The 12,975-nt window shown below is 56.9% G+C and carries 10 protein-coding genes; 7 read left to right on the top strand and 3 right to left on the bottom strand.

Annotated elements, in window-relative coordinates; genetic code table 11:
• Positions 1-224 precede the first annotated feature (224 nt).
• From ABEA08_RS05990 to ABEA08_RS05965, 6 genes are all read left to right on the top strand, one after another.
• A complete protein-coding gene (locus tag ABEA08_RS05990; RefSeq protein WP_345334269.1) occupies positions 225-2,186 on the top strand; it encodes a multiheme c-type cytochrome in 1,962 nt (653 codons plus the stop codon).
• A gap of 59 nt (positions 2,187-2,245) precedes the next feature.
• Positions 2,246-3,187 (top strand): DmsE family decaheme c-type cytochrome, encoded by a 942-nt coding sequence (locus ABEA08_RS05985; protein ID WP_345334267.1) that lies wholly within the window; start codon positions 2,246-2,248, stop codon positions 3,185-3,187.
• Between the two features lie 12 nt (positions 3,188-3,199).
• A complete protein-coding gene (locus ABEA08_RS05980; RefSeq protein WP_345334265.1) occupies positions 3,200-5,188 on the top strand; it encodes an MtrB/PioB family decaheme-associated outer membrane protein in 1,989 nt (662 codons plus the stop codon).
• A 314-nt stretch (positions 5,189-5,502) separates the two neighbouring features.
• Complete coding sequence (locus ABEA08_RS05975; RefSeq protein ID WP_345334263.1) at positions 5,503-6,039, top strand: GNAT family N-acetyltransferase; 537 nt, start codon at positions 5,503-5,505, stop codon at positions 6,037-6,039.
• 175 nt (positions 6,040-6,214) lie between these two features.
• Complete coding sequence (locus ABEA08_RS05970; RefSeq protein ID WP_345334261.1) at positions 6,215-7,564, top strand: hypothetical protein; 1,350 nt, start codon at positions 6,215-6,217, stop codon at positions 7,562-7,564.
• A gap of 64 nt (positions 7,565-7,628) precedes the next feature.
• Positions 7,629-8,972 (top strand): hypothetical protein, encoded by a 1,344-nt coding sequence (locus ABEA08_RS05965; protein WP_345334259.1) that lies wholly within the window; start codon positions 7,629-7,631, stop codon positions 8,970-8,972.
• 77 nt (positions 8,973-9,049) lie between these two features.
• Here the strand turns inward: ABEA08_RS05965 and lacZ4 are convergent, their stop codons facing one another.
• The gene (gene lacZ4 / locus ABEA08_RS05960; protein WP_345334257.1) at positions 9,050-11,077 is read right to left on the bottom strand and encodes a beta-glucuronidase LacZ4; all 2,028 of its coding nucleotides are present in this window, start codon (positions 11,075-11,077) and stop codon (positions 9,050-9,052) included.
• 304 nt (positions 11,078-11,381) lie between these two features.
• Between lacZ4 and ABEA08_RS05955 the strand changes: the two genes are divergently transcribed.
• Positions 11,382-11,705 (top strand): hypothetical protein, encoded by a 324-nt coding sequence (locus ABEA08_RS05955; protein ID WP_345334256.1) that lies wholly within the window; start codon positions 11,382-11,384, stop codon positions 11,703-11,705.
• Between the two features lie 139 nt (positions 11,706-11,844).
• On the opposite strand, the gene ABEA08_RS05950 is transcribed toward ABEA08_RS05955, so the two are convergent.
• Together ABEA08_RS05950 and ABEA08_RS05945 are read right to left on the bottom strand one after the other, a co-directional pair.
• Positions 11,845-12,315, bottom strand: a complete 471-nt coding sequence (locus tag ABEA08_RS05950; RefSeq protein WP_345334254.1) for a hypothetical protein — start codon at positions 12,313-12,315, stop codon at positions 11,845-11,847.
• Between the two features lie 3 nt (positions 12,316-12,318).
• Entirely contained in the window at positions 12,319-12,966 is a 648-nt protein-coding gene (locus tag ABEA08_RS05945; protein WP_345334252.1) for an MBL fold metallo-hydrolase, read from the bottom strand.
• Positions 12,967-12,975: the final 9 nt, after the last annotated feature.

Genomic DNA, 12,975 nt, shown 5'->3' with positions numbered 1-12,975 from the left:
CTGGTAAAGCGAACGCTTTTTACTTGCACAGACAATAGTGCAGCATGTGGAATTCCGTGTTGAAAAAGTCCAGTAAATGGAAGACCTACATCACGGTTTCCCTTGACTCGAATTGCTATAAAACACCCTGACTGCTCAAGTGTCTGCCAGCTTTTGGTGGCGGAAAAACAATAACGCAGTTCGGCATAACAACGTGCCCCATATTCTTTTGCAGGGAATAGATGATGACTAATCAGAAACAACTTTGGCGCCTTGGCGCCATCGCAGCGGTTGTGGCCACCGGCCTGACCGGTTGTAATGACGGTAATGACGGTAGTGACGGTACCGATGGCCGTCCTGGCGGTGCTCCGGCTGAGGTGATCAACACCCTCAACCTCGACGTAACCAATGTACAAAACAATGGCGACACCACCACTGTCACCGTGCTGGCGACCAATGAAAACGATGAGTCTGTGGTTGGCCTTGAAGGCTTTACCGCACGCCGCACCCAGCTGTTACCCGCTGGTGAGCGTGGTGTTGGCGATCGTGCCGGTTGGCAAAGCCTGAACAAGTCCGGTGCTGAAATCTCTGATCTGGCCAACGGCTACTACGAGATTGAATTCACCAATGGCGACACCGTGAACAACAGCCTGACTCAAAAGGTCGGCCTGATCGTGACCCCGGGTACGCTGATCGACGGCACCACCGAAGTGCCATACACCGAGGCGTTCGCGACCTTCGCGGCTGACGGCTCTGCCGCCCGCTTTGACAACAACACCGTCGCAGGCGACGCCTGTATCGCCTGTCACAGCGACTCTGAGACCATCTACCACGGCCACGGCCACGGCAACGATCGCGGTGCGGACTTTCAGACCTGCGTAATGTGTCACGATGACGAAGAAACTCAGCGTCGCGATCTGACCCTGATTGTCCACGACAAGCACATCTTGTCTGGTTTTGACGGCATTGCCGGCACCCCAGGCAGCGAGTTAGGCAACAACTGTTCCACTTGCCACGTTGACGCCGTAGGCTACGGCGAATGGGGCAACTGGATGAACGTGCCGACCATCGAAAGCTGCACCATCTGTCACAATGATGGACACGTAGTTGACGGTTCTCGTCGTTTCCCGATCCCGACCAAGCACATGCAACAGCTGGGCGATAACAGCCAGTGTGCCGCTTGTCACACAGCGGAAGGCACCGGTGTGGTGATCGGTACATACGACGCGCACATGGGAGGTTTTGACTCCGTTAGCCAGCTGATCAACGACATCACCTTTACCGCTGAGTCCAGCATCAATGACGACAACTCCGTCACCGTAACCGTTGAGTTCTTCAATAAAAACGACGCCATCAGTATTGTTGATATTGCAGACAACATCGACATGGCGGAATTCGTTTCCAACATTGGCCCTAACTTCCCTGTTCTGGGTTACTCCGGCAAAGATTCCGGTGTTCTGCACGCTGAAGATATTGCCGGTGCTATCGTTGATGGCCAGCTGAGCTACACCACCAAGGCACTGCCATTTGGCGAAGGCGACGCAGCCACTGCGTTCACCATGATTGGCATGCGTGTTTGTGGCGAGAACGGTGCATTGGTAGCGTGCTCCGACAGCGCGGAAAAGGTAGCTCTAAACGCCTTTACTTCGTTTGTTGCAACTGAGAACAACACCGTTGCTCAGCGTCACAGCACTCTGGATAACGCCAACTGCTTGGCCTGTCACACCGACACCTTCCAACTGCACAACGGCAGCCACCACACCGGTTTTGTCCTGAACGAAAATGTTCAGGTTGGCGATTGTGCTTCTTGCCACACTCCGGAAGGCACGTACGCGCCAACCAACATGGGTGCGATTGAGCTGAAACTGCACAAAGTGCACGGTGAGCAGAAGATCGTTGCTGACTGCGCTCAGTGTCACACCGACTTTGACCTCGCGTCCTTCGAGAACAAGGCTGGTATCAACACCGGTGCCGATGCCTTTGGTGAAGCGCTATACAGCACGCCTCGCGCTGCCACCTGTATCTCCTGTCACAGCGATCTGGACAAGGACATCGGTGGTATCACCCTGAAAAACCACATGGAAGAATGGTCCGGTGCGGCGGTTAATACCGACCGTGAGGTTGCAGATGACAAGGCTCAGTCCGAATCTTGCTTCTACTGCCACAAGCCAACTCTGGAAGATCACACCGTGACTTTCCAGTTCTAAACCAAGCCTGGGAGGGCTAGCCCTCCCTTGTTGTGAACACAGATAGGAAACGCATCATTATGAATGCAAAGAATCTGATCGCTTCTGTGCTTGGCACGGCCGCTTTGGTGCTGGGACTGTCCGTCTCGGCCCAAGCCGGAACCTGGGACGAGATGCCTCAGGCCGAGATGGAGCAGATCCTCGACACCAAGTTCGCCGACGGGAAATACTCTCGCCAAGGCGCCGACGGCTGTTTGATGTGTCACCGTCGCAACGACACCGTCATGGCGTTGTTCGATGGCGTGCACGGCCGTGCTGACCAATCCAAGAGCCCAATGGCGGGCCTGCAATGTGAAGCCTGTCACGGCCCACAAGGCACCCACCGCAACAAGTCCGAGCCGATGATCGTGTTCGGTGGCGACGCACCGCTGTCCGCTGAAAAGCAAAACAGCGTCTGCATGTCCTGTCACCAGGGCGAAGAGCGGATGGCGTGGCACACTTCGACCCACAACCTAGAAGAAGTGGCTTGTGCCGATTGTCACAAGGTTCACGTGGCGCAGGATCCGATCCTCGACAAAGCCACCGAAGTTGAGACCTGCACCAGCTGTCACACCCGTGAAAAAGCGGACATGAACAAGCGCTCTTCTCACCCAATGCAATGGGGCGAGATGACCTGTACTTCCTGTCACAACCCGCACGGCTCCATGGCTGAAGCGGACTTGATCAGCTTCAACCTGAACGACACCTGCTACGCCTGTCACGCTGAAAAGCGTGGTCCGTTCCTGTGGGAGCACCAGCCGGTTGTTGACAACTGCGCGGCGTGTCACAACCCGCATGGCAGTGTTAACGATGGCATGCTGACCCAGCGTGCCCCGCAACTGTGTCTGGACTGTCACCAAGGTCACAATGCTGACCGCGATGGCACCTCCATCCACACTGCAGGCCAAAGCTGTCTGAACTGCCACACCCAGGTGCACGGTTCTAACCACCCAGACCGAGCCGGCAGTAAGCTGCAGCGCTAAGGAGAGCTAAAGATGAAAACTCGTTTAGGTTTGATCGCTCTGGCGGTTGCCAGCAGCTTCTCCGGTGCCGCCATGGCCAACTACGGTCTGGCCAACGCCAACCTGGAAGCTGTCGATACCAGCAAGTGGGAATGTAAGCGCTGTGAGCCAGTGAACGGCTACCACGGTGAAGTCAGTGTTGGTGCTGGTTTTGTGGATGCACAAGACAACCACGCCGCTAACCGTCTGGGCGATACCGACGGTTTTGCTGGCGAAGTTGACGCAGACATCCGCTACCGCAGTGAAACCGGCTACCAAGCCGCCATCGATGCCAACAAGCTGGGCAGCGAGAACGGCTCGGTACGTCTCGCTGCGGGCAAGGCCGGTCTGGCCAATGCCGCTTTTAACTACGGCACCCAGACCCATTGGAAAAACGACGGTGCCATTAGCCCGTTTGCGTTTGCCAATGACGGCTTTGCCCTCACCGGCGCTGACGTTAGCCACGATCTGAAAGTAAAGCGCGAAACCTACGGCTTTGCCTTCGATCTGGGCGGCGACCTGTGGAACACCTACGCCAACTTCCAACGCCAAGACAAGACCGGTGCCCGCAAGGCATCCATCTACTCCGGCAGCATCGCCAACGTGGCGGCGCCTATCGACAGCACCACGGATCGTTGGGAAGCCGGCGCCAAACTGGCGGGCCAAAACTGGCACACCAGCGCGGCCTATGTGGCGTCTAAGTACGACAACAACCTGGCCAATGCGTTTGACTTTGGTTACCAACAGGCTGCACTGGGTACCGCACCGAGCAACGAGGCTTACCACGTTGTATTGAACGGTAACTACAGCCTGAGCCGGACCCACTTTGCCGGTCGTTTTGTCACTGGCAAGATGACCCAAAACGACGATCTGGTTCAGATCGGCGGGCTCAACGGCTTTGATGGCGAAGTCAAAACCACCGATGCCAGCTTCCGTGTGGCTTCCACTGTCGCTCGTGGCCTGCGCCTAACCGCCAGCTACGACTACAGCGACCGTGAGAACAACTCTCACGTGTTCGGCGGCAACGGGATCAGCGTTGACGGTCTGTCCGGTGACATCACCGAATACGCCCGTTACGACATCACCCGTAACACCGCGAAACTGGGTGCCAGCTACCGCATCGCCCAGGGCTACCGTGTGGATGCCGGCTACGAGTACAAGCAGGTTGAGCGCTCCGATCTGGAACGCGAAGAGACCAACGACCACGGTGTCTGGGGTCGTCTGCGTGTCACCGCGCTGGACAACTGGAACTTTGGCCTGAAGGCCGGTTACAGCAGCCGTGACGGCTCTGAGTTCGAAGCTAACCGCGCGACCTCTTCTGAGGACAACGTGCTGCTGCGTCGTTACACCATCGCTGATCGCGACCGTCTGGAAGCCGAGTTCAAGGTAAGCCACACTCCGCTGGCTAACCTGTCCATCGACGCCACCGTTCGCTACGCCAATGATGACTACAGCGACAGCGAGTACGGTCTGATCGAAGCCGATGATTTCGGCTACGATGTCAGCCTGAACTGGGGCGCTTCCGACAAGCTGAACCTGCACGCCTTCGTCGGCCAGCAGTGGATCGAGTCTGAGCAGCGCAACCTGTTCCAGACCGGTACCAGCTTCGACCAAACCGAAGACCGCTTCCTCAATGCGGGCTTTGGCAGCGTCTACCGTGGCCTGTTCACCGACGCACTGAGCGTGGGTGCAGATTACCTGTACAGCGACTCTGAAAGCGAAACCTCCGTGACCATCGGCTCGACCGGTCAGTACGGTGACTACTTCGCGACCAGCCACAGCGTGAATCTGTTCAGCACCTACGACCTGTCCGAGAAGATGGGTCTGCGTCTGGACTACCGCTACGAGCGCTATCAGGACAGCGATTTTGCCAACATCGATAACATCGGTAATGGCAACGTCGTTAACCTGTACACTCTGGGTAACCTGAACCACAACTACAACGCCCACTTGGTCATGCTGTCTTTCAGCTACGCCCTGTAATCGGCTTGTTGTGCTAAAAACCGCCGCCATCCTCTGGATGTGCGGCGGTTTTTTATGTTCAAGAGCAGCGTCAAGCTGGCAGGAGCAGCTGTCAGTTTGAAGCTAAAGCGAGAGCGAGAGCGAGAGCGAGAGCGAGAGCAAGCACCCGCTGGGTAAAGGGCCACCTAAGTCTAGGCTCAACCGACAGCAACCTACCGTCATACTTTTGTTTATTTACTGAATTAAAAGACTTTTTGTGAACATGGCTGCGATCTCCAGCGGCAAAACTCGATAGACTGAGCGATCACACAAGCCGTCAGAGAGGGAGTTCCACCGTGTTTCAGATAGAGATAGAGCCAGAGTTACGATTGGAATTGGTCCACGCAGGCCTAGCCCCTCATCTTGCCGAGTTGGTCAGTGCCGAGCGCGACGTCCTCAGCCAATGGTTGGCCTGGCCACCGCATTGCCGCACCGAAGCGGACTTTATCCAATTTATTCACCGCTCACTGCATGACTACGCCGATGGCAAAAGCATGGTGTGTGCCATTAAGTTTCGAGGCGTCGCCGTTGGCTGCATCAGCTTTAATCGCATTGATCATCAACGTAAAGTCGCCACCATCGGCTATTGGCTGGGCCAGAAAGCGCAAGGCCATGGGATCATCACCCGTTGCTGTCGCAGCCTGATCGACATCGCCTTTACCCGTCTTGAGCTGGAAAAAGTGGAGATCCACGTCGCGACCCAGAACCAGTCCAGCCGAGCGGTTTGTCAGCGCCTAGGCATGCGCCTCGAAGGGGAGATCAGCCGGGCCGAAGCCCTCAATGGCCGGGTGGTCGATCACGCTATTTATGGCTTACTGCGCACCGCCGTGTAGTAACCCAGTTCACCGAACTGCTCAGACTTTCCCACCACAATCACGATCGGGCCGCTTAGCGCCTCTCAATACCGTGTCAAGCAACGTAAATGTCGGCGCCTTTGCGCCGCATTGGCTTAGCCATTTGTTATCGTCCGATGTGCGTTCCCTCGCAAGCACAACTGGATAAACAATAATGAAAAAAACCTTGATGGCCCTGTGGCTGGCCGCTGCCCTTCCCGGCACAGCAGCGCACGCCTCCCCCCCCGCAACCGCATCGGTTCAGCCGGACGCCACCGCAATCCAGCCGGCGCTCAGTGACAGCCAGATCATCGCCAAGTTGACCCGCAACTCCTACGCGTTCTGGCAGCAGATCCGCAACGACAACGGCACCTACAACGATGGCCACCATCTGGGTAAGGCCTCCCATCGCGGCTCCATCGCCAACGCGGGCATGGGCCTGATCGCCCTGACTGTGGGCCATCAGATGGGCTATGAGCCTGGCGCAGAGCAGCTGGCTGAAAAGACCCTGACCATGTTGGCCGGACACGATCCCGACTTCTCCGTGCCACGCAACGCCAGGGGCACTTATATCCACTTCTACAACACCCAGACCGGTGAGACCATCGGCGACGACTGGAGCCCCATCGACTCGGCCATCATGATCTCCGGTGCCCTATTTGCCAAACGCTACTGGCCGGAGAATGCGAAGATCGCCGCCATGGCGGATGAGATCTTCCAAAGCACGGATCTCACCAGCTTTATCGCAGACGTTAAGCGAGGCGAAATTCACCTGGCCGCCTACCCCGATGGCAGCTTTAAACCCAACAAAACGAAGGCGTTTAATGAATATATGATCGTCGCCTCCGTTGCCCGTGCTCAGGCCGAAGCACAAGGCTTAGGCCCAGATTCCGCACCGCAACGATTCTGGGATAAGTGGTACGCCACCACCGAGAATGTACCGAAACCGACCTATAAAGGCATCGAGGTACTGGGGGTGAACAAGAATTGGTTTGTCTCCAAATTCAACTACCTGTTCAACAACTACTTGGTCAATGAGTTCTCCGCCGAGCCCGTGTACCAGCAGGCCATCACCAATGCCGCCAAGGCAGACTTTACCTGGTGGCAGGATCGCGACTGGGGCCAACGCAGCTACGAATGGGGCAGCGGCGCCGGTGCCTGTCAGCGCGGTTATTGCGTTGACCGCATGACCTTGCCGGATCAAAAAGGCAAAAACGACTTCCAGATCGTCTCGCCGCACATCCTGTCCGGCTTTATGCCCTACTCCGATCGTGCCCGTGCCGATCTGCTGGCCATCTACCGAGACGAGCGCCAACTGGCGCACTATCAGTTGGATAACGGCGAAACCGTATTGTGGCGCTACAGCCATCAGGATCACGACTGGCGCGCCAATGCCATTCAGGCGGTGGATTACTCCACCATGCTGTTCGGTTTGGCCGCGCTGGATGAGAATCTGGGGATGGCGTTCTTCAACGCCCACAACGATTACTACAACCCTCAGCAGCCTCAGTACTCTCGTAATTAATCCGCTAGCGCCGATCGGACTCCTCTCCGATCGGCGCTTTGCGTTAAGGTTTAAGGAAAATTCCATGAAACTCAAAGCCAGCCTGACAGCAGCCTTGGTTGCGCTCACTCTGCAAGGCTGTTCACGCCTGACTAATGATGTGCCAAGCGATCCCGTGGCACCTCACGTGGCTCATATGAGCGACAGCGACATCATCGCCGAGCAGTTCCGCAATAACTACCGATTCTGGCAAGCGATCCGCCAGGACAATGGTACCTATCTCGATGGCTACCACCTCGAAGGAGAGTCGGTACGCGGCTCCATCGCCAACGCCGGCATGGGCTTGGTGGCGCTGACCGTCGGCCATAAAATGGGCTGGGAGCCCGGGGCTGAGGCCCTTGCCCTGCAAACCCTGCAGGTAATGGCCGGTAAGGATCCCGATATTCAGATCCCCCGCACCGAGTCCGGCACCTACATCCACTTCTACAACACCCAAACCGGCGCCACCATTGGCGATGACTGGAGCCCGATCGACAGCGCCATCATGATCTCCGGCGCACTGTTCGCCAAACGCTACTGGCCCGACAATGCCGAGATCGCAGCCTTAGCCGATGAGGTGTTCGCCACCACAGATCTGATGCAGTTTGTCGCCGACGCCGATGAAGGGCTGATCTGGCTCGCGACCCACGCCGACGGCAGCTTCAAACAGCATCGCACCAAGGCCTACAACGAATATATGATCGTGGCCAACCTGGCCTACCAACAGGCTCAGGAGCGCGGCTACGGCGCAGATCACCCAGCCATTCAGCTCTGGAACACCTGGTACGCCAACACCGACACCGTGGCCAAAGCCAATTACCGCGGGATCGAAGTGCCATCCGAGAGCCGCAACTGGTTCGTGTCGATGTTCAACCACCAGTTCAACAACTTCCTAGTGCATCACTTCGCCAGCTCCGATGAATACCAGCAGGCCATCAGCAACGCCGCTAAGGCCGACTACACTTGGTGGCAGGATCGTGACTGGGGCCAGCGCAGCTACGAATGGGGCAGCGGCGCCGGGGCTTGTCAGCGCGGCTACTGTGTTGATCGGATCACTCTGGACGGCAAACGCACCAAGCACGACTTCCACGTGGTCACCCCCCACATCGTCGCCGGCTTCCTGCCCTACTCCGAGCACGCCAAAGACGATCTGCTCGCCATGTACCGCGACGAGCGCCAACTGGCCACCTATCAGCTCAAGGATGGCAGCACCGTGCTGTGGCGTTACAGCCTGCTCGAGCCCGAGTGGCGCGCCAACGCCATTCAGGCGGTCGACTACTCCTCCATGCTGTTTGGCCTGGCAGCAATGGATGAGCATCTCGGCATGGACTTCTTCCGCACGCACAACAACTACTTTGCCGAGCAACCGGCTCAGTACGGCGGGCGCTGATCCCAGCAGCGTCGCTGCATTCACCGCGAAAAAAGCCCGGACAGATCGCCGGGCTTCTTCTTTTCGCTCGCGCCTCGCTATAACGCCGCAGCCGGCTCAAACTGGATCATTAGCTGATCCGTCAAGTCCCCAGCGCTGTGCACCTCAAGTTGATTGCGCCCCGGCTTTAGCTGGACATCAAAGTAATGGCGACCGTAGTCCGCCGCTTCGCTGTGCCCCACCACTTCGCCATTCAGATGCAAAGTGACGGCCCCCTCATTGCTGTACACCTTGATCCGCTGCGCCGCCTGCTCACGCCGCTCAAAACGCTTCTCGGCGATATGCAGCATCGGCTCACTCGACCAGTTGGCCTGATAGAAGAAGAAAGCGTCTTTGCGCTCCTTGCGATCAAACGACACCAAGCCCTTATCGTTCTTGCCATTCACTTCGCCTTCGGTGCGATGCGCCGCGCCAAAATCAAACATGTTCCAGACGAAGGTGCCCCACAGGAAATCACGCTGATCGATCACCGGCCAATAGATCTCATGGTAATGGGTCTGCCAGTTTTCTGGGTGCCAGTAGCTCACCGGTTTGGGCCGCTCAAGCGCTTGTTGCTGATGCCACAAGCTGGCGCCCGCGCCATACTCGCTGATCCCAATGGGCGTATCGGCAAACGCCTGATGGGTCCGGTCCGCCCACTGAGCAATGGTTTCCGGCGCGCCGCCGTACCAGCCGTCGTACTTATTCCAGGCCATCACATCGGTGATCCGATCCAGCGGACTGCCGCTCTGGTTACTGGCCGCTGCGGTTGCCCGGGTTGGATCCTCCGCCCGAGCCAGCGCCTGCAACTCACCCACATAGGCCAGCGGATCGTCCCCTTGCTGCTTCAGCTCATTGAAAATGCCCCACAGGATCACCGAAGGATGATTGAGATTTTGCCGGATCATCGCGATCAACTGCTCGCGGCCATTGGTTTTAAAGCTGTCACTGTCGACAAAGCCCTTATCCAGATAGCCACCCGGTCCCACAAAGGGGATCTCACTCCAAGCCAGCAAGCCGCGACGATCCAGCTCCTCATAGACATAAGGATCATGCGGGTAATGGGACAAGCGCACCGCATTGGCGCCCATCTCTTCGATGATATCCAGATCTTCCCGGTGGTGATGGCGAGAGAGGGCATTGCCCAGCTCAGGTCGATCTTGATGTCGATTCACTCCGCGCAGCTTTAGCCGCTCGCCGTTAAGGAAAAAGCCCTGCTGGGGATCAAACCGCACCGAGCGCAGCCCAAGTGGCTGGGTTACCGTATCCAACACCCGTTGGTTGTGCAGCACCTCCACCCGCACGCGATACAGGTAGGGATCCTTCTGTCCCTGCCACAATCGCGGTTGATCCAGGGCAAAGCGCAGCTCACTTTGCTGCTCACCGCCAGCGACGTCGATCTCCCGCCGTAACACCGCCTGACCCTCTGCGTCTTCCACCGTCAGGCGCAGCTGTTTATCTTGCGCTCCCAACGTCAGTACGCGAGCACGGATCTCCGCTCGCTCGGCCGACACCGAGTCCTGAAACAGATACACCCCTTTCGAGCCATAGTCGAGCAAGGAAATACTGTCCTGCTCCGTTACGATCAGTTTGACATCGCGGTAGATCCCGCCATACATATTGAAATCGCCAACCAGCGGCATCACATCCAATTGCGCGGCATTATTAACCCGCATCTGTAGGGTATTTTCCTGATCCCAAATAAGGTAGTCAGAAATATCAAACGCAAAAGCCGAATATCCGCCCCGATGCTCCCCCACGTGTTTTCCATTCACAAATAGATTAGACACAGTATTCACACCAAGAAAGCGCAACACCACCCGTTTATCTTGCCAACTCTGCGGCGCAATTAACTTCCGTTCGTAATTGCCTATGCCGCGATAATAGTCCCAATTTCCCCCTAAGGCGTCTTTTTGATTCCAAGTGTGTGGCAGCTGCACCTTAGCGGCCCCATGCCCGGTGACATCATAGCCGTAGCGAAACTGCCACTGGTCATTAATCACTCGGGTATGGCGCTCAGCCAATGCTGGCGCCGTAATTCCCGCCAGCATCGTGGTGAGCAGAATGGATCGCACCAATTGCTTCATTTTATTCCTATCGGTTTATATCGACTTGCAACCATCCTATATATTACGCCGTGGCAAAGATGCCGTGCTGTTAACAAAAGAAAATGCAACCCCGAGAATAAAAAGAATAAATGCGTAAGCCGAATACACCCTACGTTTATTTAAAGTCGCGCATCCCCCTATACTCAGCTTCAGCGTTTATGGTTATGACCGACCGTAATACAAATGACATGTCACCAGCATAGACTTCTCAGCCAATCAGCGATGACATGCACCGATCGTTGCTCACTGTTACAGATACGCATCCCAACAAGCTATGAATTCAATGTCTTACCAAAATCAAACGGACGCCACACTGATCCGCCAATACGAAACGCTGCTGGGCCGCGAAGAGCAGATCCGACGCGACTTCAGCGCCCTAAAACAGCGTCGTTGGGGAAAATACCTCCAAATGGCCACCTTATCCCTGGCCTTTTGCGTCTTGCAAATGTACCTGATCGCCACCCTCCTCGGCGCTGTGTCCCTTTGGAAGCTGGTCCAGCCGGGTAAGTCCTTCGATTCTGAACTGACGCTGGGCCAAGAGGGCTTGGCGCTAGAGCAGGCGCAGCGCGCCCTTGAGCAGGAATTACACCGCCGCGCGCTGTTGTAGCGAGCCGTTGTAGCGCGCTGTTGTAGCGCATTGGTATAACGCTTTGCCCACACTCCTCCCTAGCGACCACAATTTCCCCAACCATCAGACACAAAAGAGCCGGGCAGTTGCCCGGCTCTTTATGCAATAGGACGCGAGGTTACAGTCCCAGCACCTGTTTAAGCTGCTTGGCATCATCCAGATGGCTCACCTGGGTCAATGCGCCGCCTTCAAACCCCAGCACACTGACCTTGCCGTCTTCAAACGGCAGGGTGGCGGTGGCCGAGCCCTGGCTATCCATCAGGGTCAAAAAGCTCTGCTTCTTCATCTTTGGCAGCGCAAACATCCGGGTGATCAACGCCGGCATGACGCTGGTATCGGCCACGTACACGATCCCGGCTTGCTCCAAACGGCTTTGCTCAATGCCAGCGAGAGCACCGCTGGCCACATCGCTGCCGGCCTTATCGCGGGTAAACAACATAACACTCAGCTCATGCCCCACGCTGTGGGCGTCACCGTGTTGGTCGTCGAGCGTCAAATAGGGCAACGGCTGGCCGATTTCCAGCGCCATCAAGGGCGCACTCAGCCCCAAGGCCAAGCTCCACAGCAGGCCCTTCATTGTCTTTGTCATCAACTACCCCTGCAGCACCGAGTCTGCGACAAACGGGTTGGCACGACGCTCATCGCCGAACGTGGCACCGGGCCCATGGCCTGGCACAAAGCTGACGTCATTGCCCAAGGGCCACAACTTCTGGGTAATGGAGCGGATCAGATCCTGGTGATCGGACATCGGAAAGTCAGTCCGGCCAATAGAGCCATGGAACAGCACATCGCCGACAAACGCCAATTTCTCGCCGCGGTGGAACAGCACCACGTGGCCTGGGGTATGACCCGGCGTATGCAGCACTTCAAACCGCTCCTTGCCCAGACTGAGGACATCGCCCTCTTCCAAATAGCGGGCCGGGGTAAAGGCCGCCATCATTGGAAAGCCAAACATCTGCGACTGATTACCCAACGAGTCCAGCCAGAAATTATCGGCTTTGTGCGGGCCGATGATCTCAATGCCCAATCGTTCGGCCAGTGCCGTCGCGCCGCCGACATGATCAATGTGACCATGGGTCAGCCAGATCTGCTCGATGGTCACGCCATTGGCCTCGGCCGCCGCCAGGATCCGCTCGATGTCACCACCGGGATCAACCACCGCCGCTTGCTTGCTTTCTTCACACCAGATCAGCGAGCAATTCTGCTGAAACGGCGTCACTGGAACAATTTGATGTTTCATGGTGTCGCT

Origin of the sequence: Ferrimonas pelagia (genome assembly GCF_039543565.1) — a bacterium.
Lineage (GTDB): Bacteria > Pseudomonadota > Gammaproteobacteria > Enterobacterales > Shewanellaceae > Ferrimonas > Ferrimonas pelagia.
This window is presented reverse-complemented; position numbering and strand designations above follow the sequence as displayed.